This window comes from Agarivorans litoreus (assembly GCF_019649015.1).
GTDB lineage: Bacteria > Pseudomonadota > Gammaproteobacteria > Enterobacterales > Celerinatantimonadaceae > Agarivorans > Agarivorans litoreus.
In genome coordinates this window covers 1,362,511-1,382,936 of sequence record NZ_BLPI01000001.1, presented here as the reverse complement: position 1 = coordinate 1,382,936, position 20,426 = coordinate 1,362,511, and the positions used below count along the sequence as shown (strand labels likewise).

General features: G+C 43.4%; 14 protein-coding genes. 8 read left to right on the top strand and 6 right to left on the bottom strand.

Going from position 1 to position 20,426, the window contains the following annotated elements:
* Nucleotides 1-310: 310 nt before the first annotated feature.
* The gene (locus K5L93_RS06365; protein ID WP_220718963.1) at nucleotides 311-1,216 is read right to left on the bottom strand and encodes a LysR substrate-binding domain-containing protein; all 906 of its coding nucleotides are present in this window, start codon (nucleotides 1,214-1,216) and stop codon (nucleotides 311-313) included.
* A 188-nt stretch (nucleotides 1,217-1,404) separates the two neighbouring features.
* Here K5L93_RS06365 and focA point away from each other — a divergent pair, with 188 nt between their 5' ends.
* From focA to K5L93_RS06335, 6 genes are all read left to right on the top strand, one after another.
* Nucleotides 1,405-2,928, top strand: coding sequence for a formate transporter FocA (gene focA, locus K5L93_RS06360; RefSeq protein ID WP_220718962.1), 1,524 nt, complete (start codon nucleotides 1,405-1,407; stop codon nucleotides 2,926-2,928).
* Nucleotides 2,929-3,895: 967 nt separating this feature from the next.
* Nucleotides 3,896-6,358: an EAL domain-containing protein gene (locus tag K5L93_RS06355; protein ID WP_220718961.1), complete on the top strand. Its 2,463-nt coding sequence runs from the start codon at nucleotides 3,896-3,898 to the stop codon at nucleotides 6,356-6,358.
* A gap of 106 nt (nucleotides 6,359-6,464) precedes the next feature.
* Nucleotides 6,465-6,878 (top strand): alternative ribosome rescue aminoacyl-tRNA hydrolase ArfB, encoded by a 414-nt coding sequence (arfB, locus tag K5L93_RS06350; protein ID WP_220718960.1) that lies wholly within the window; start codon nucleotides 6,465-6,467, stop codon nucleotides 6,876-6,878.
* Nucleotides 6,879-7,030: 152 nt separating this feature from the next.
* Nucleotides 7,031-8,017 (top strand): carbohydrate kinase family protein, encoded by a 987-nt coding sequence (locus tag K5L93_RS06345; RefSeq protein ID WP_220718959.1) that lies wholly within the window; start codon nucleotides 7,031-7,033, stop codon nucleotides 8,015-8,017.
* 2 nt (nucleotides 8,018-8,019) lie between these two features.
* A complete protein-coding gene (locus tag K5L93_RS06340) occupies nucleotides 8,020-9,204 on the top strand; it encodes an AGE family epimerase/isomerase (RefSeq protein WP_220718958.1) in 1,185 nt (394 codons plus the stop codon).
* A gap of 210 nt (nucleotides 9,205-9,414) precedes the next feature.
* Nucleotides 9,415-10,686 carry a cation:proton antiporter gene (locus K5L93_RS06335; protein WP_220718957.1) on the top strand — a complete coding sequence of 424 codons (1,272 nt, stop codon included), beginning with the start codon at nucleotides 9,415-9,417 and terminating at the stop codon, nucleotides 10,684-10,686.
* Nucleotides 10,687-10,710: 24 nt separating this feature from the next.
* Here K5L93_RS06335 and K5L93_RS06330 read toward each other — a convergent pair whose 3' ends face one another.
* Both K5L93_RS06330 and K5L93_RS06325 read right to left on the bottom strand, forming a co-directional pair.
* On the bottom strand, nucleotides 10,711-10,956 hold the full coding sequence (locus K5L93_RS06330; protein ID WP_220718956.1) for a transporter substrate-binding domain-containing protein: 246 nt from the start codon (nucleotides 10,954-10,956) through the stop codon (nucleotides 10,711-10,713).
* 43 nt (nucleotides 10,957-10,999) lie between these two features.
* Nucleotides 11,000-11,431: a transporter substrate-binding domain-containing protein gene (locus K5L93_RS06325; RefSeq protein ID WP_220718955.1), complete on the bottom strand. Its 432-nt coding sequence runs from the start codon at nucleotides 11,429-11,431 to the stop codon at nucleotides 11,000-11,002.
* Between the two features lie 213 nt (nucleotides 11,432-11,644).
* Here K5L93_RS06325 and K5L93_RS06320 point away from each other — a divergent pair, with 213 nt between their 5' ends.
* Nucleotides 11,645-13,408 (top strand): phospholipase D-like domain-containing protein, encoded by a 1,764-nt coding sequence (locus K5L93_RS06320; protein WP_220718954.1) that lies wholly within the window; start codon nucleotides 11,645-11,647, stop codon nucleotides 13,406-13,408.
* Nucleotides 13,409-13,452: 44 nt separating this feature from the next.
* On the opposite strand, the gene K5L93_RS06315 is transcribed toward K5L93_RS06320, so the two are convergent.
* Nucleotides 13,453-15,342 carry an ATP-dependent zinc protease family protein gene (locus K5L93_RS06315; RefSeq protein ID WP_220718953.1) on the bottom strand — a complete coding sequence of 630 codons (1,890 nt, stop codon included), beginning with the start codon at nucleotides 15,340-15,342 and terminating at the stop codon, nucleotides 13,453-13,455.
* Nucleotides 15,343-15,507: 165 nt separating this feature from the next.
* Entirely contained in the window at nucleotides 15,508-16,719 is a 1,212-nt protein-coding gene (locus K5L93_RS06310; protein WP_220718952.1) for a hypothetical protein, read from the bottom strand.
* 342 nt (nucleotides 16,720-17,061) lie between these two features.
* On the opposite strand from K5L93_RS06310, the gene K5L93_RS06305 reads away from it, so the two are divergent.
* Nucleotides 17,062-18,867, top strand: a complete 1,806-nt coding sequence (locus K5L93_RS06305) for a hypothetical protein (RefSeq protein ID WP_220718951.1) — start codon at nucleotides 17,062-17,064, stop codon at nucleotides 18,865-18,867.
* A 113-nt stretch (nucleotides 18,868-18,980) separates the two neighbouring features.
* Here the strand turns inward: K5L93_RS06305 and K5L93_RS06300 are convergent, their stop codons facing one another.
* Nucleotides 18,981-20,192 (bottom strand): IS256 family transposase, encoded by a 1,212-nt coding sequence (locus tag K5L93_RS06300; protein ID WP_220718244.1) that lies wholly within the window; start codon nucleotides 20,190-20,192, stop codon nucleotides 18,981-18,983.
* Between the last annotated feature and the right edge of the window lie 234 nt (nucleotides 20,193-20,426).

The following is a 20,426-nucleotide window of genomic DNA, read 5'->3' as shown; positions in this document are numbered from 1 at the left end:
TTTTTATTGGAGTTTTTCTAGCAACTTGCTCTGTAGGCTAATGGCTAGGCAAGCTATTTGGTAAGAGCGCGTTTAGCGCCTTTATTTTACAGATTACCCATAAGCAAAATACTGCTGTAGCGAGCAGTGATAAAGCCATGGCCAGTGATTCCCATTAGTTTAGGTTCTCTGAGCTGGGATCTGTATTTGCTATGGCACTGCTGCTAACTAAGCTAGATAAAAGACATAAGCGATTCATAAAGTACCCAAATTAAACGATAATCATTATCATTTGTCTGGGTGCTTTTGTTTTTGTATGCAAGCCTATTAGTTACATATCGCGATGGTGGACTTTAAACATGCGCTTCGCTTCAGTAATCACTAAGTCGCGAAGTGGATTCTCAGGTGTGTCATTACGCCAGACAAATGATAACGACCGTTCAATGTTGAGCTCTGGTACGTTTAGCCTGACCAGCTCACCTAACTCCAGTGCTTTGATTACATCTAGGTAAGGCAGGCAGCTTAAATAGTTATTGTTAGCAACCATAGAGCGCAACACTGGCACGTGTTCGTATTCTCGGTGAACCTTTAGTGAGTCAATAGTGCCCTGAATAGCGCTATCAAATACTCTCCGGGTGCCTGCTCCTTGCTCGCGCAGTACCCAACGAGCTTGCTCGAGCTGGGCAATGCTCACCCGCTCTAACTTTGCGTAAGGGTGGTGGGCGGCGGCCACAATCACTAAGTGGTCGTTACACCATACTTGGTGAGCAATTCGGTCATCGTCACAGCGCCCTTCAATCACTCCTAGTTGGTAATCGTAGTTAATTAAGCCATTAATTACCTCTGCGGTATTTTCTACGGAAAAGCTGATACGTAGCTGGGGAAAGTTATTATCAATATTACTGATGAGATCTGGGATTAAGTGTTCTGCCGCGGTTTGGCTAGCGCAAAGCTGCAGTTCGCCACTTACTAGTTGCTGCTCGGCAAACCCTTCTTCAATTTGCATGGCGTCTAACAATAACTGTTTGGCCTTTGGCCGCAGCCACAGGCCCCACTGGCTTAGTACCATCCGCTTGCCACGCCTATCAAATAGTGGCTTTCCTAATAGTTTTTCAAGTTGAGCCAACGACATGCTCGCGGCAGATTGAGTGAGCGCGAGCTTGTCGGCGGCTGCACTTACGCTGCCGTGGGTTGCAACGGCTTCAAATACGGTAAGTTGCTTTAAAGAATAGCGCATCGCTTACTCCAGAAATGTTTTTAAGAGGCTGTATTAGCTGCTAAGTATAGTAAACATAGGTGCTATAAGAAGTTTTGATATAGCTCATAAAAATTATCCGCTTACCAGCCCAATGCTTTATCGATATTGTAATAACACGTTCAGTCATTAGCGACTCTAGTTGCTTGTTATTACAGGTTTTAGTGTAGATGAATCATATTCAAGTGGAGCGATTGCCAGCTCCTACAGTAGTAAGCAGTGAAAAGCCTAAAGAGAGCCTTTCATCCGCCGCGCTAAGCCCCGATCAAATGACCCAGTTTGCCGAACAGTATGCTTATAAAAAGGCAACTAATACTACTGCTAAAACCTTGAGTTTAGCGCTTAGTGCTGGCGTGTTTATTGGTTTAGCTTTTGTTTTTTACATCACGGTAACTACTGGCTCTTCAGGAGTGGGTTGGGGAGTTAGTCGCCTACTTGGTGGCTTGGCCTTTAGCTTAGGTTTAGTGATGTTGGTGGTATGTGGCGGTGAGCTATTCACTAGTAGCGTGTTGTCAATTATTCCGCGGGCCAATGGGCAGCTTAATACACGCGCCATGCTAGCTAACTGGAGCAAAGTATACCTAGGAAACTTTGTTGGCGCCTTACTGCTAGTACTGGTGGTGAGTGGCGCAAAGCTCTACCAGCTGGATCACGGCCAATGGGGGCTTAATGCTCTATCTATAGCGCAACACAAATTAGAACATGGCTTTATGCAAGCGGTGATGCTGGGCATGTTATGTAACTTATTGGTGTGCTTAGCAGTATGGATGACCTTTAGTGCTAAAACCAGTGCCGCTAAAGCTGCCTTGGTGATATTACCCGTTGCCATGTTTGTTAGTACCGGCTTTGAACACGTAGTGGCAAACATGTTCATGGTACCGCTCGGCATTGCGATTAAAGCCTGGGCTGAACCGACCTTTTGGGCACAGGTTGGCGTTCAAGCAAGTGCATTTGAGCACCTAACTTGGGCAAATTTTGCCTCACACAATTTATTACCAGTCACTATCGGCAACATTATTGGCGGCGCAGTGATTGTAGGCTTGGGCTACTGGTCGGTATATAGCCGCGGTAGTCAGCTTGAGCCGGTACGTCCTAAATTTTCTGTTTTATCAAATCAATATTCTGGTCCTGTTGGAGAACCTACTATGCAAAACTTAAAAACAATTACAGTCGCTGACATCATGTCTCCTGCCGACAATGCACTTAGCCCTGACATGACCATTGCAAGTGCTTGTGACGCGCTGGTAGCTCAAGAGTTATCTGGGGCGGTTGTGGTAAACGAAAACAACGAGCTGCAAGGCTTTGTTTCAGAGTTAGAAATTTTAAGAAAACTGTGGCTAGAAGATTACAGCAAACCAAGTACAACAACCGTAGCAAGCATTATGCAAAAGGATATTATGACCGTGGCACCTAATCACAACTTATTAAAATTAGCTGAGTACATGAGTGTTGATGTTGCCCAAGTTTACCCAGTATCTGAGTCAGGTGTTTTGTTAAGCTCTACTCACCAGCCTTTAGAAGAGCGTTTACGTAACAGTAGTGTTTACCGTCCGAAGATTTTCCCTGTGGTAGATAGTGGCAAACTAGTTGGCGTGGTTACACGTCACCAAGTACTTAAAGCCTTACGCCCAGCTTTAGGCGCTCCGGTAAAGTTAGAAGAGCCACAAGCTGAGGTGGCTGAATCAGTCGCGTAAGCTTTATCGCTAGGCTAGTGATGCTAGCTTGATATAAATTACTCTTATGAGCAGTTGCCCTTACGCAGCTGCTTTTTTTATGGGCGAAAATCAACAAATCTAGCTTTTAGAACAAGCTTTAATCACCATTTTACAGATAGTTAATGCAACTACAGTCCTATACTCATGCTGCTTTGCTTGTAAAGCCTACTTCTTTAATTATCTTTTACAAACTGAGTTATCGCTTACCTAGCTAACAAGTAAGACCTTAAAACTGAATTTGCTATTTTCCAATAGAGGTAACTAAGGAATAGAAGTTATTTTTATTAAAAAAAAGAAGTTTAACTAGATTATGGCTAGCCGGAAAAGCGTGTTTTAGCGAGCTTTGTGGCGATATCAATGTTCGCTAGCTTGGCTGATTGTTTTGAATGTGCTGCCAGGATAGGGCTGTTTATTTCGGTATCATAAAAAATGATGGTATGGCTAAGCTTTTGTTTTTGTGGGGATTGTTTTCTATTTTTCAGGGTGAGACTCTTGGCTTAAGTATTCTCATGTTTGATTGACACAGTGTTTGAGCAAGTGCTGTTTTGCCCTAAGGGCTGCTTTTTCGGTTTAGCTTAGCCCCAAAAAGGGTTTGTTAAGCAACAAATGGGGCGAATTTGGCTGTATCTAAGCAGTTTTAAAATACTTAGCTTGGTTTCAATTAGCTAATAAATGCACTTTTGTTAAGCTTTCGATATCTATCAGATTTATTGATTCAAATGTAGGGTGCTATTTAAGGTGCTTGATGCCACATAGCTGCGAATAGTTTTAACCAAATTTTATCTGCAAAAGACTAAATAAGTGTCTTAAATCTTTGGGCTGTGAGCTACTTAAGTTGAGCTTAAATACATAGCGCTAAAAGTGCTTGCTCAATTAATCGTTGTTTTTGCAAAAATTAACTCATATATGGGTGAATATCATGTAAAATCGGCGTTTGTTTTTTAACATGTCTGGCTCAAGGATGAATCGGCGGATCTCTCTACGTTATATTTTGTTTGTTATTTGCATGTTTGCGGCTTTGCTACCGACCTTAATGGTTAGCTCTTGGGTTCAGCATCAAGTTCAACAAAATGAAACCGCCACAGTGCATGAAAAGCACTTACTTATCGCGCGCAATCTAAGCACTGCACTGGCTCGTTATGCCAACGATACAGCGGCTATTTTTAGCAGTGCTAATCAACAAATCAGCCTTGAACATTTTCATAATGACTTATCACCACTACTTAAAGAAATAAACTTATACGCCTTGTTTGAGTGGCAGCAAGGGCGAGGCCAACGCTTCTTTTATGGCGAATCAACCTTAAGCATTTTCAACAGTGTGCCAGCGCAGGTTCAAGTAGCTATGGAGCAAGCTCGAGCAAACAAAAACCAAGTGTATTTTAGTGGGGTAGTGGTAGAAGGGGTGCCTCAGCCGACCATCTTTTTGGCCGTTTATCAGGGGCAAGATCGTTTCTTGATGGGTGCGTTGGGTACCCAATACCTGCTAGAAAGCCAGTCTGAAGTGCGCTTTGGTGAGCTAGGACATGTGGCGATTTTTGATCAGTATGGGCGAGTTCTCGCTCATCCCAATAAACAATGGAGCATTCGAGCGAAAGATCTTTCTGGCTTAGCTCCAGTTGTGTTGATGCGAGATAACAACTTTGGAGTGAGCGAGTTTTATTCACCCGCATTGCAAGCCGATATGATCGCAGGTTATGCCAAAGTAGAAAACACTGGCTGGGGGATTATTGTTCCTCAACCCCTCACTGAGCTTCAGGCCTACTCGTTAAAACTGCAGCGCTATGCATTTTTTGTCAGCCTGCTTTGTGTATTTGTAGTGGGTGTAATTAGCTGGTATTTGGCCTGTATGATTGTGCGGCCAATTAGCCAAGTAGTAGATACTGCTCAAGGGATTTCTCATGGTGAGATGGGCAAATTTGTAAACCCTAAACGCTGGTTTATACCGGTTGAGATTGCCGCGTTAATTGCCAAGTTTAATGCCATGGCTGGTGAGGTTTATACCAGCAGAACCTTGTTGGAGCAGCGGGTTAAACAGCGTACTGCGGCACTGAGTAAAGAAGTAGCGGTACGTAAAAAGGCCGAAGAACAAGTATGGCAGCAAGCAAACTTTGACCCACTTACCGGCTTACCAAATCGGCGTATGCTCAATCGGCTTCTTAGTGATGCTCTTGCCACGCGTTTAGAAACCGAACGTGTGAGTTTAATGCTGTTGGATTTAGACCAATTTAAAGGCATTAACGATACTCTGGGTCACGACATGGGCGATATGTTGCTGCAAATTGCTGCTCAGCGTATTCAGCATTGTATATTGCAAGGTGAACATGTCGCCCGCTTAGGTGGCGACGAGTTTATTATTTTGCTCAAAGAATCCGGTGACGGTAGCAGGGTAGCAGAACTGGGTGAGGCGGTGCTTAAGACCTTGAGCACCCCGTTCCAGCTGGGCATTGAGCGGGTGTATATTTCAACCAGTATCGGTGTGGCGTTTTCGCCAAATGACGGTGAGAAAATTGATGATCTTCTAAAACATGCCGACCAAGCAATGTATGTGGCCAAACAAGAAGGGCGTAACCGTTTAAGTTACTTCACTGCATCCTTGCAGGAGCAGGCTCAAGTTCGCCGTTTGTTAGCAAACGATTTGCGCCAAGCGGTCGCTAAAAAGCAGCTGCATTTGCACTATCAACCCATTGTGGATTTGAATACCGGAGAGCTGCTTAAGGCAGAAGTCCTGGTTCGCTGGTTACACCCTAGCCAAGGCTGGATTAGCCCTAGTGACTTTATTCATGTTGCTGAAGAAACTGGAGTGGTTGTAGAAATCGGCAATTGGGTATTTAGCACTGCGGTTGCTCAACTAAAAGCCTGGAAAGAACGCGGCTTAAGCCCAATTCAATTGAGTATTAATACTTCTCCCAAACAATATTATGAAGCTGAGTGCGATGTTAATCAGTGGCTAAACGAATTGTCGGAAGCGGGTTTATCTAGCGCTGATGTGGTAATGGAAATTACCGAAGGTTTGCTGATGGAAAACAGCCCAATAGTGAATGAAAAGCTATTAGCCTTTAGCAAGGCTGGCGTTGAGGTAGCCTTAGACGACTTTGGTACCGGCTATTCTTCACTGGCTTACCTGCAAAAATTTGATATTGAATATCTCAAGATTGATCGCATGTTCATTCATAACCTTGAGCAAGACGGTGATGACTTAATTGTGTGTAAAGCGATTGTGGTGATGGCGCACAAACTGGGGATTCATGTTATTGCAGAAGGCATTGAAACAGAGCACCAAGCTAACTTGTTGCGTGAAGCCGGATGTGATTTTGCCCAAGGATACTGGTTTGCTAAACCCTTGCCTCATGATGAGTTTCAACTCATGCTTAGTGAAAACTCCGCTTGTTTGCTGCCACAAAAGCGCTAATTGCCGTTCAACATTTGGTGGCCATTAAGGCTTGATACTTTGGTATTGCCCTTTGCTGCAGTTTGTTACAATGACCACTTCTAGGCGCACAGGCTACTAATAAATTATGCTGGAAATATCTAATACCGTTAGTTTAGGTGAATGGGAAATTGAGCTTAGCGCCATTCGTGCTCAAGGTGCTGGCGGGCAAAATGTAAATAAAGTCTCTAGCGCGGTACATTTACGCTTTGATATTCCCCATTCAAGCTTGCCTGCATTTTATAAAGAGCGCCTGCTTAAGCTCAATGATCAGCGCATAAGCAAAGACGGTGTATTAATCATTAAGGCGCAAAGTCATCGTACTCAAGAGCGCAATAAAGAAGATGCCTTACAACGCTTAAAAGAGTTGATCTTAAGCGCGGCTGTTGTACAAAAAAAACGCCGTCCCACCAAGGCTACTTATGGCTCTCAGCGTCGCCGCATGGACAAAAAAACGCAGCGTGGTCAAACCAAGCAGCTACGTGGGAAAATTTCTTACTAGACGCGCATTTCTGCTATTTCATTTCGTGAGTTTTTTCAGCTCGTGACCTCGCTCGGAAAATCTTGGGAAACTGCCACAATCTTTTCCTTAGCGGCTGACGTCTGCAGTTTTTATGTGTAACGTTATCTAGCCATTTTCAACGAGGACACACTATGCCGCGCTTACTGGCTTTTGGTGAAGTATTGGTGGATTGGATCCCTTTGGAGTTTCAACGCCAAGGTAAAATAGATATTCCTATTTGTGGGCAATATCCTGGTGGCGCGCCAGCCAATGTAGCAGTGGCCGTTGCTGGCTTAGGCCATCAAGCCTTAATGCTAGGGCAGGTGGGAGACGATGCCGCAGGGCACTACCTGCGAGATTGCCTAGTACGCCAAGCGGTAGATTGTGACTACCTGTTAAGCAGCAAACACTACGCCACTCCTATGGCCTTTGTGAGTTTGGACGCAGAAGGGGAGCGCAGCTTTAGCTTTCAACGCAGTGAGACTGCCGATCTAAAAGTGCGCCTAAATGATTTCCCACAACAGGTGCTAGAAGAGGAGGGTATTTTACATGTTTGCTCTAATACCCTTACTGAAAATGATATTGCAGAAACCACCTCTAGTATTTTGTCGGCAGCTAAACAAGCTGGTTTGCTGATAAGCTTTGATGTGAATATACGCTTGCCGCTTTGGGTAAGCACCGAGCAGCTTTTTCAGCGGGTGATAGATACGGCCGCTGCTAGCGATATGCTTAAGCTCAGTCAAGAAGAGTGGGATTACCTTAGCAAACTTGGCCAGGTAGATGATTTAGCAGCATTTCTTTTTGAGCGAGGGGTAAGCCTTATTCTGTTAACCGATGGTGCCGAAGATGTGCAACTTCTAACGGCTAAATGGCAGACAAGCCTTGCTACACCCAAGGTTACTGTGGTGGATACCACTGGGGCAGGGGATGCCTTTACCGGGGCTTGGCTAGCTTCACTTTTGCAGCAAAACATTTGTAAGCGGGAGTCGTTAACTCAGGCTATTGATTCACAAACTCCACTGCTAGATGCCTTACAAGCCGCAGTGGTCGCAGGGGCGCTAGCCGTAACCAAACGCGGTGCATGGAGCGCCTTACCCAGCGCTGCAGACATTCACGCATTCATTCAAAGCAAGGAGTAGTCATGCTTCCGGTTTTTCGTAGTTCTCAGTTTTTAGAGCAGCATGTAAGTGCGCTTAGTCAGTTTTATCAACAGCATGCCATTGACCCGCAAGGGGGATATTTTCAAGCCATTGCCGCTAATGGCGAGGCGCAGGAAAAAGGCCTTAAGCAGTTGGTGAGCTCAACACGACTCGCTTACATATTCGCCCATGTTGGTTTATTGGAAAATAATACCGAGTATTTGCAGCTGGCAGAACATGGCTTTAAGTTTGTTGAGCAACAGCATTTTGACCCGCAACGCCAAGCTTACAATTGGGTACTTGATGGTGATAGCCCAATAGATAAAAGTAACCTTTGTTATGGTTTGGCATTTGTAGTGCTGATGTATTCGGCCGCCGTGAAGCTGGGGCGGGCAGGTGCCAAACAACAGTTAGCCGCTACCTTTGATTTAATGGAGCAACGCTTTTGGCAAGCAGAATGGGGCTTGTACGCCGATGAAGCCAGTGCCGATTGGCGCGAATTAAGCGATTATCGTGGCCAAAATGCCAATATGCATGCTTGTGAAGCGATGATTGCTGCCTATGAGGCTACTCAAGAACAACCTTATTTGCATCGCGCTATCACGATTGCACAAAACATTTGTTTACGCCAAGGCTATATCACAGACGGTTTGATTTGGGAGCATTATCAAGCAGATTGGCAGGTCGATTGGGACTTTAATCGCGACGATCCTAAAAACCTTTATCGCCCTTGGGGCTTCCAGCCTGGCCACCAAACCGAGTGGGCAAAATTGTTGGTGATGTTATCTCGTCATCATAAGGCCGCGTGGTTACTCCCTTGTGCAGAGAAACTGTTTGGCTTTGCCATGGAGAAAGCCTGGGATCACCAATATGGTGGCTTATATTACGGCATAGCCCCAGACGGCAGTGTTTGTGATGATGAAAAATACTTTTGGGTTCAAGCTGAATCATTTGCTGCCGCCGCGCTGTTAGCAACCGCAACCGGTAAGCAGGAATATTGGAGCGCTTATGACAGCCTGTGGAAGTATAGTTGGCAGTTTTTCTGCGAGGCTCAACATAAGCCTTGGTGGCGAGTATTAAGTCGAGAAGGGCAGGTGCAAGATCCACTTGTTGCAAGACCCGGTGCAAAGATTGACTACCACACCATAGGTGCTTGCTTAGAAGTATTACGTGCCATGCAAGCTTAATCTTTAATAGCCAACTAAGTTTGGTTGGCTAATGTTGTTGACTTACTATTTGAACTTTAAGCCTTTTAGTTAAAAATATCGCCTGCCAGCCCAAGATTTGCTGTAATGTGATTAAGCGATAATCAATTGCAGATTCGGCTAAGCTTTCACCTATACTGAAAGAAAGCTTAATTGGCGCTAAGTGCCGTCACTTCAATAGGAACCTCGGGTTTGGAAACGTATTACAGTCTTTGTTATTTGGCCGCCTTGGCGATGCTCATTGCCTATGTAAATAGCAGAGTTGGTTCTATGCAATCAACCATTACCATAACCGCTGCCTCTATTGTTTTGTCACTGATAATGATGGTGTTGGGAACGGCGGGTTTATTAAAAAGCTACCCACATATTATTGAATCAATCTATGCGATTAACTTTAAGAACGTTTTACTGCATGGCATGTTGGGCTTCTTGTTGTTTGCTGGTGGTTTGGGAATTAACTTGAAAAACTTGGCTAGCCAAGGCGCAGAGATTGCCATATTAGCGTTGTTTTCAACGCTGTTATCAAGCTTCTTAGTTGCAACCTTGTTATGGTGGTTATTGCCTTTTATTGGTTTGCCGTTGAACTTTATTTACTGTCTGTTATTTGGTGCGCTAATTTCACCCACCGACCCCATTGCAGTACTCGCCATTGTTAAAAAAATGAATGCCCCAGAGCAAATTGCGATTCAGGTGGAAGGCGAGTCATTATTTAACGATGGGTTTGGTTTGGTGATATTTGTTTCGGTATTCGGTATTGCATTTTCACAGGAAACCATGAGTGCTGCCGCTATTTCGGGATTATTCTTACAAGAAGCTGGCGGTGGAGTGCTTTACGGCCTTGTTTTGGGGCTGGTTGCCAATTATTTGATTAAAAATACAGAGGATGACTCGCTAGAGCTATTAGTTAGCTTGGCTATCCCTACTGCTGGCTTTGTATTTGCTGAGCAATTAGGGGTGTCTGGGGCATTAGCAATGGTTGTGGCAGGTATATTCATAGGCAATATTACTCGAGAACAGCATTTTACCGAAGCCAGTAAACAAGGTTTTGATAATTTATGGCATGTACTTGAAGAGTTTCTAAATAATCTGTTGTTTTTACTGATTGGCTTAGTGTTAATTGGTTTTGTATTTCATCTGGAAGATTTATGGTTGATGTTATTGGCTATTCCTTTGGTATTGCTAAGCCGTTTATTAAGTGTGGCCATCCCATATATAGGGTTTTCTGCGTTTAAAAAATACAATCCTATGTCAGTAGCCATCTTAACTTGGGGGGGATTACGAGGTGGTTTGGCTTTGGCAATGGCTATGTCTGTGCCCGCAGGAGTGATGGTATTACCGGAAAAAAATATTGATGTACGAGAGATTATATTAGTGATGACCTATGCTGTTGTGGTCTTTTCTATTTTGGTGCAGGGGACTAGCATTGTTCCTTTAATTAATAAGTCTAAATCTTATGATGCTTAGTTGTGAAATATCCAGTACAGCTTTTTACTGTGGCTGCAAATAATGCTGTTTGGTTTTTTCAACAAAACCTTCGTCGTGTAAAAGCTGGATCTGAATCGCGATTTGCTGAACCAGTGTGGGGTCTGTTTTTTTTGATGCAGCTAAAAACAACAAATTAGTGACAACAGAATCGCCAATCACTAATTGCCGCTCCGCAAATTGCTGATTCCAATACCAAATAGACTCGGGTGTACCGTTAAACCAAGCGTCAATACGGCCCAATTGAAGCATTTTAGCAACGCTTGGGCCTATTTTTAATTCTACTATTTGGCTATCAGAGAAGTTTTTGTCTTTGAGCCTGCGCCGAGCCTTGGCCCACACCTATTTTTTTCAGCATTTCTCGAGCTTGTTGATAGCTATTAATGCGCTGTTGGGTAGTGGCAAAACTGCGTTCTAAGTCCATAATGTAGGCGACCCAAGTAAAGTGCTCTTCGCGGCTAGGCAATAAAGCTAGCGGCATAATAAATATGTTTTCGCCTTCACTGGTAATGCGTTGGGCACGTTTCCAAGGAGCCTCTTCCAGTAACACGTGATGTCCTAAACGAGTGAACGCTTCTATCACTATATCCCCTACAATACCTGCTTGTTTAGCATTAAGCATGGTTAATGGTGGTGCATCGATGCTGTAAACAGTATAGGTGTCGGCCTGCAGGGCTCGACTTTGCAGCAAATAAAATGATAGTAATAATGCCAACACTAGGCGCATTGATTAGTGTTCCTCAACGATCTAAGATTGTTCATATTAAAATAGCCTATGCTTTTAAAAACAGCGAGTTATTAAGATTTTATGTCTTTGTTTTAGGTGATGAAATCCGTTAATTTTTAGTTGCATGAGTATTGTAAGCTGATTAACTTGAGAAATGGGTTTTATCGATCTTTAATCGCTAAGTTGATGTCTTAATACAACAGGAAGTTACTAATGATGAAAAAGGCTTGCTTAGTACTTGTAGCGTTTATGCTGCAAGCCTGTTCGGCCCAAATTACTGTGCCAGACTATGCAATTAATGATTCATGGACCAGCCAGCAATTAGAGGATAGGCGTTGGCGCGCTGCGGATGAATTAGACCAAGATTACTTAAAGCTCGCTTCAGAAACGGAGTTGCCCAGCCAACCTGCAACAGTTAAAGTCGTTGGCTCTGCTACTGAAGAAGCCATTAAAAGTTTAGCTGTTAAAATTCACCTTATTGAACATGCGCAGCATAGTGTAGATCTTGCTTATTATATTTTCACACCTGACCTGTCTGGTAATGCAATTCTAGGGGCGCTTTGTGAGGCTGTAATGCGTGGTGTTGATGTGCGTATTATGGTCGATAGTTTAGGGTCGCTAAGTATGGAACATGGTGATCTAAAAGGCCTTATTGAATGTGCTAAAAGCGCTGGCTTTGTAAAAGCCCGAAATGGAGAAGTGACAAACAATCGAGCGCGGGTTCAGGCTGTAGTATTTAACGCACTAACCAATGTTAGCTCTGACGCTAACCGTCGCTCGCACGATAAACTGCTGATTGTTGATGGTGCCTATCCTGATAAAGCATGGGTGATGACCGGCGGGCGTAACGTCTCGCTGCATTATTACGGTTTAGATCATCATGGCAAGGTTGATCCTAATGCTTTCAAGGATTTAGAAGTTCTTATTCGCCCTTTAGCTGATGCCAATAAAGATAGCTCTCCAGCACAATTAAGTGAATATTACTATTCGGTACTTTTTTCAAAGCCTGGTAATAAGCGCTTATCGACTCTATTCCCTTATACCGCAAAGATGAAGCAGTCTTTAGATACCCTCGCAAAACTAAAAACAAACACCGAATTTGCCACGGCCTATCAAACTGTTGCTCAATATTTACAGGAAGACTTCTCTCCCGTTGATACGCGTTTCGCTCACGAGCTTGATAACTTAAGTTCAACGGATTTAGTCAGTAATTACAGCACCAATAAAAAAGCCAATGCCAATTCGATTAGTGGCATTTTGGCGCGAGTGGCATTCGGTGACATTGATGTAACCACTATTCGTGTGGTTTCCCCCTATCTGTTCTTACAGTCTGATCTCTTAAAAGAAGAAGGTGTATTAGCTAAGGATGTAAATACAACTTTAGAATGGTTAGAAAAAGACCCTGAGCGTAGGATTGAAGTGATTACTAATTCAGTACTTACTAGTGATAATTTCTTTACTCAAGCGGTTATTGATATGCACACCGTGCCGTCAATGTTAATGAGCAGCGAGATGAGAGAAATCTGGTTAGACTCTGATTTAGATTTACATGAAAATAATTCAGCGTTTATCGAATCTGCTGAATGGCAAGCCTTAGTTAATCACCCTCGGATTTTCTTTTATCAGTTAGGTAAACCTGATGCGGTGTCTCTAGGTGGCAATACCTATTATGGCAAGTTGCATGCGAAATTTATTGTCGTCGACGAGTTTGCTTTTGTGGGAACCACCAATCTTGATTTCCGTTCGTTACTTTACAATAACGAAGTGGGTTTCTTTTTCCAGGGAGAGGCCTTCGTGGGGCGCTTAATTCAAGAGTTTGAAAAACTTAAATCGCAGTCTTCTCGTTGGGGCAGCAGTGAATGGCTTGAGATGCGCGAAAAGCTCCGAGAGCAAGGCGGTATGAAGGGCATTACCACCAATAATCAGCGGAGTATTTATAAGGTATTAGATAAAACTGGGCTGAAATATCAGTTTTAATTGAAATAGAAAACGGCCTTAATAGCCGCTTTTTATATGGGTGTTTATGGCTGCTTAGTAAGAATATAGCGGCCGTCACTGCTTACTACAAAGCCATTGCGTAAGTAGTTCTTACCTAAAATCATGCTATAGCTAAAGTTTTCTCGGTTTTGCAAGTTAACCCGTACTGTCTCTGTTACGTTTCCTAGTTTAACTTCCATCATTACAACCGGACGAGAATCCGCTTTTTCGCCTACCCGCGCCTTAATGGTCATTTCGTCAACCACTTCTCGGGTGAACTTCTGCTCTAGACCGTCGCTATTGCGATAGGTGAACGTCACCATGGGTTTGCCATTTTTATCAAAGCGTTTTACTTGCTCAGCATGCATAGAACTGACATCAGCGCCGGTGTCTAGTTTCACTGGAATTGATAAACCTTCAACAGTGGCTTGCTCGACATAACCGGCGCGAATAAGCGCTCTTTTAGAAAAAATATTATTAGTTCGAGTATTTACCCATAAAGGGCCATCAACAAACTTTTCACCAATTAATAGCCTTTCAGGGTCTTCTTCGGTGGCTAACTCTAGTGCTATATCGGGTTGGTAGTTATTGCCAGCTAATACTATTTGGGGCCTGATTACTGGGCGGGTGACATCGCCTACCACAATGCTCCGGTAAATGGGCTGCTCGAATACATAAACTTGGTTGTGGATGTCACTGGAAGAAAATGCTGCTATTGGTTTTTTAAGTTCACTTCTTTCTAGCGTTCTTAAGCTTTTAACACGCAACAGGGAGGTGTTAACAGCAAAAGAAGGCTCTGCATTAAAGGTCACGTCATTAATCTGAATTTGCTCTTCAGCGCTCATCATTAGTGGTGGATTTGGGGCAAAATCAAGGGCTGACTTAAGTGGTTGGTCTGATAAGTGTTCTGCGCTTAAATCAACTAAGAAGTATTGATTGAGTGCTTCGGTGCCAAGGCGTAATTGGCTAGAGCGTGTAGAACGATCACGCAGCAGTAATTCTATATGTTTTACATCTTGGCCAATGCTGATTGGCATGTTTACCATTGGGTGGTGGTTCTCACCTATTTTTAACATTTTGATTAGTGGCACACTGTAGGCTTTAGATTTACCGTTTTTGTCTATCGCATCAAAGCTAACGGTTTGCTGGCCTTCGTCTATCTTTATATTTGTTGCATTTAAGCTGGTTCGGCGATTGGCCAAAGATACACTCATTGCTAGCGCTAGGTCGTCTAAATAGGCGATTTCCTTATTGCTAATAATTTGTGCTTTTGGCTCTTGTTGCAGGTAATCATAGCTGGAGTCTACCCAAGCTTGCTCTCTCAAAAATGTTTTCCCAATTAAAATAGGGTAGGAAAATGCACTTCGATCGGTAAGGTTTACCGCAGTGTTTACAGTAATGTCACCCGAGGATAAGGCAAGCTCAACTACTGGGCGGTAGAGTATGCCGTGGTCTCCGCGCCCTTGAATACCACTGAGCCTAGCAAGTGGTCGCTCTAATGAAATTGTTTCACCGGTATGCGGGTGAACTAAATCAAACTTTACTGTGGCATTGATGTTGCGCTCAGGTGTATCAAAACTGTCTAACCACCATTCGGTATCTGGGTCTCCAAAGTGCTCTGCGATGCTTTTTAGTAAGGCTTCACCTTGTAGGTCGACAAATTTTGGATTGCTGCTACGAATGCTAATGTTAACAGCGTGAATAGAGGTTGTATCGGCTCCGGTATCGATTTTTGCAGGAATTCCAACTCCCTTCAATGGCGCAATATTGGAGTAGTAAATAAACTCAATCCGCCCCATTACTAGTTTGTTATCTAGGTGGTAATGCGGTCCGTTATTGTAGAAAGGGCTTTGCTCTAGCGAGGTGGCAACGCTGTTAGATTGAGCAGCGATTAAACACAGTAATGAGAGGAGTATTCTGGAGAACAGTTTCATTATTGACCTTTGTTTCAATAAACTTATTAATTGTTATGGTACTAAATGTCTTTAATCATAGCGCCAAGTGATTCATAAGGTGAGATTTTTAACTCAGGTGTTGCACGTTGAGTAAAATTTAGGCTGTAAATTCCATGCTTAAACTGTTGTTCAATGTTGTAACGACTATTCACTGAGGTCTATGTATAGATGACTTTTAGGGCAAGGTTTGGTTGGGGAACTACGGGAATGCAGGTTGAATTGGCTTTGTGCTTGGTTCAATCGAGAGTCAAAAAAACTAACTTGCTCAGCAAGCTTTTCTAAGGGTTTGGGTGGGGCTTGTAGCATGGCTTTTTGTGCATGGTTTATCGCTTGTTGGCTATTGCTAGCGTCAATGCCCATTACTGATACGCCCATTTGGCTTTGCATTGTTCCAATGTTGGCTTGGTCGTTTGGTTTTAACAATTGGCTGATTGCTTGATTTAAGCGTTGTTGAATAAGCTGTAGCTTTTTGGGAACACTTAAGAAACCAGAAATGGCGCCTTTACTCAAAAAACCAATTGATATGGCATGGTTAAGCTTTTTCAAATTATTCAACAATAGCTGCTTAAGCCGCATTGTGGCTTCTTCATCTTGATTCTCTAGCTTAAGTGCAAAGACAATCAGGGTTTCTTGTTTAGACAGTTTTCGTTGCGCTAATGCTAGCTGTTGGGCAAATTTAGCTTCACTATTCCAAACTTGTGGCTGAGGTTCTAGCTCAGCCGCGAGTTGATAAAGGGTAAAGCGTTGCTTAGGAGCGTTAGTGTGGATACTTTTTAAACGAGCATCTAGTGGTATTCGTTGGCCACTAAGACTTTTTATATGGTGTCGAATTTTGCTTTTTTCGACGGAGTCGGAGTGAATAATTTTACTGGCAAGTAACTGGTAGCTGGATTGTTGTAACACGTTACAAGCTGCGTGATTGAGCCAAACAATCATGTCATTTTGGTTGCAAATAATTGCCGGTATACACTCAGAGCTTAGGTGCTCTTGAATTAACGCTCGTTCATCACTTTTGCTCAGCAATGGCAGAATAAATTCGATCGACCCATTAATTTGATTTACTTGTTCTCGCCAAATTAATACTTGGCCAATATAACGCTTTCCTTTGATGCTAAATATAAGGTTGAGTTCTAAGGTTTGTTGCTGGTTTTGGGTATCAAAAATGGCACGTTGTAAATAGCTTACTTGCGCAGCCTCTAAACGGCTAATCAGTTGCCTTAAGCTCAACTGCTGTTGACCCGAGTAGTCTAAAGCATCAATTAACGTTCTATCGCAATATATTTGGTTGCTATTTCGCATCCAGTGCCAAGCCAGAGGAAAGCCCTGCAATTTATTAATGAGATCTTTTTCAGTCATACCAGCACCTTAGAATCACCTTTAGGTTAACTGTTGATCTTGTTTTTAAATGGATAACTCAATATGAACGTTTCTGTTTAAATATTAGGTGATGAATTTGTAAATACAAATAATTGCTGCAATTTTAAGTTCTTTTAAGCACGAATTTTTGCTGGATGAGCATCGTTTCATGTACAGAGTTCCCACAATAGTATGATTACCTTAACTGTTTTAACGCCTGCTGATTGCACCCTTGAATAGCTGATTGATATAGTGCCACTAATCAATAGTGATAGGTGGTTATGATGCCATCAAAAGTAGCAGTGTTGAGTTTATTGTAATAAAACTCAATAGGGAAAAGTCATGGACGCTGAAAATATCGATATCTTGGTTCACCAAATGCTCGCCGAAGGAGGCTCATTTGATGAGGCATTCTTGGTGGATTTTTTAACCGAGCATAATGGAGAGTCCCCTTCTCCGAAGCTTGTAGAGCAGGTGCAAGCCAGTGCAAAAAAACAGCTAAGTAAAACCTATCAGCAACAACATGCGATTGCTCAACTACCGAATGGTTTCGCTAATTCACTAAATGATTGGTTTATGCAGTTGGCGCAATCAACAGAAGCTAAGATCGAGCGAATCAGCCAAGAGAAGCAACAGCACTGGGAAGAAGGGCGTGCAGCACTTATGCTTGCACATCGAAAGCAACTTGATGAAGCGGCTGCCTTACAAAAAAGTGCCGAGCAAGAATGTCAAGAACTACGTGCAAAATTAGAGCAAGCAGCAGCCCAAACTAGCGAGCTTTTTGGTGAGCTAGATAAATCAAAACAACAAAGTGAAGAGCAGGTACAGCAGCTAGAAGACGCCCAGCTAGCCCTACATGATAGCCAGCAAAACACTCACCGCTACCAAGAGCAGTCTCAGCAACTTGAGCAACAAGTTCAACGCCTTCAAGCTGAGTTACAAGTGGCTCAAAATGACCAACAAACCTTACAAAGCCTGCAAGTAGAAAAGCTAGAGCTTGAGCAGCAGCTTCAAGAGAATCAACAAGAGTTAGAGGCTTACCAGCAAAATGGTAAAGAAGCCCAGCAGCAACAAACTGAAGTAGAACAGGCTTTGCGCAAGCAATTGGGAGAAATGAGTGAAGCTCTAGACAAAGAGTTAGCCTTAACCAAGCAGCTTACCGAAGAGCATTGTGATGTTAGCGAACGTATGACTAGCTTGGTTAAAACTAAACAAGGCTTAGAGACGACCAATCAAGAGTTACAAAATAGGCTCGAGCAACAGCAGATAAAATTGCAAGAGCAGGATACGCAAAGCCAAGCATTACAGCTGCAAAGTGACGAATTGCGCAAAGAGCAGCAGCAACTCACCGAGCAAGTTGAGCAACTAAGCCAAGAGCTAGTTGCTGCTAAAAAAGCCCATTCAGAGCTGCAAGAGCAAGCTGCTGATGGCAGCAAATTAGCAGCTGCAGCAGAACGTGAAGAAGAGCTTTCTCAAAAGCTGATTAGATTAGAGCAGCGTTGTTTAGAGGATGCTCACACTATCCAAGAATTAACCCAGCAACAACAGGTTGTTAATCAAGAATTAGACGAGTTACGTGGTGAAAAACAGGCCTTAGATACAGTGAGTCGAAGTGCCGAAGCTCAGTTAGAACAAGTACTGCCAGAGCTTGAGAAATCCCAACGGCAAGAACAAGAGCTGCGTGAGCGAGTAGAAAAAGTAGAATCTAAATACCTAGAAGCCACTTCCGAATTAGATCTGATTCGCAAGCAACTTACAGCGGCAAACTCTCAGCTTGAGTTAAGCAATAGCATGGCAGATACCGATAGCCGCTTACTGGATAAGGAACATCAACTGAAAGAGCTTAAGCAGCAATTGGGGGCGCTCGAATCTAGCTATCGAAAGGAGCAGCATGGGCACTCGCTAACTAAACAAGCTTTGAGTCAGTTAGATGAACAAATTCTAGATGCCCAAATTGACAGCGGTAATTTGCAGGGCCGATTAAAAGAACTAGAGGACAAGCTTAAAGCCAGTGAATTAGCCAATCGTCTGCTTCAACGAGAGATTGCTGAGGCACATCAAGATATCAGCCAGCTTACTCAAAATAACGGAATGCTCAATGGCAAGTTAGAATTAGCGCTAAAGGCAAAAGCTAAATCTCCCGCTTAGCTCGTTTTCTTGAAATAGGAATGCTAGTCGTTTGCTAAATGGCACTTACTTAAGTGTGAGGCTGTTTTTGTTAGATAGCTTTGAGGCTGTAACAGATTCTGTGTATCTGCCATCTAGTTAATGTGTTTTTCTAGACGTTCCTCGAACTCGATAATAAACCGACTCATAGCTTGGCGCCAGTTTTGAATGGGCATTGTCCATTTCTTGCTGGCGTCTTTGATTGCTAAGTACACCATCTTGGTTGCGGCCTCATCGTTTGGGAAGAGTTTCCGCTTCTTTAGTGCCTTGCGTATTACGCTGTTGAGAGACTCAATCGCATTGGTGGTGTAAATGGCCCGACGGATATCTTCAGGGTAGTTAAAGAGCGTATTGAGGTTCTGCCAGTGATTGCGCCAAGATTTGGAGATTTGCGGATACTGGCTATCCCAGACTTCGCTAAAGCGCTCCAGCTCAAGTAAAGCTTCATCTTCTGTAGCTGAGCGATACACACGCTTCAGGTCGGCTGTAACCGCCTTGTAGTCTTTCCAGGATACATACTTCAATGAGTTTCGCACCATATGGACTATGCAAAGCTGGATATGTGTTTGGGGGAAGACGGTATTGATCGCATCAGGGAAGCCCTTCAGGCCATCTACACAGGCGATAAGTATATCTTCAACACCACGTTGATTGAGTTCAGTTAGAACACTCAGCCAAAACTTAGCACCCTCGTTTTCGGCTATCCACATGCCCATTAACTCTTTCTGGCCGTCGGTGTTAATGCCCAAAGCAAGGAAGATAGATTTATTGATAATGCGTTTGTCTTGGCGGATTTTGACCACGATGCAGTCGAGATAGACGATAGGATAAATGGCATCGAGTGGTCTAGATTGCCACTCCACAATTTCCTCCATCACCGCATTTGTGACACGCGAAACTAGGCTGGGTGATATCTCGGCCCCGTACCACTCATCGAAAGCATTCACGATGTCACGCGTACTCATACCTTGCGCATAGAGCCACAAGATCTTGTCATCCATGGAGGTAAATCGTGTTTGATGTTTTTTGACCAGCTTGGGGTCAAAAGAGCCAAGGCGATCCCTAGGAGTATCAAGCTCAAACTCTCCGTCTTCGGTTTTTACGCGCTTAGTGCTCTTTCCATTGCGGGTATTATTCGACTTGGAAGGTTTGTGTTTTTCATAACCAAGATGCTCATCCATTTCAGCGTTGAGTGCCGCTTCAACAGTGATTTTTTTGAGCATCTGGCTGAATTCAGTTAAATCATCGGGAGTTTTGATTCCCTTTGCAGCTTCTATAGCAAAAGCTTCAAGTGCTTTCTTATCCATGTGCCTATCCTTAGCCATTACGGCTTTAAGTTTAGACAGTTACACAGAATTTAGGACAGGCTCATAGCTTTTCCTTTCAATAACCTGTGATAACTACCTGGAACTTATATAGGCGAGTTTATTACGTTTTTTCTCTTCTTGGGGTGAATGAAGCCTTTGTCGTTATCCCTAGGTGCTTTTTAACTCTTACTTAAAGCCTTAACTACGGTAAGCCAGCTAAATAGTAGTTTTGTT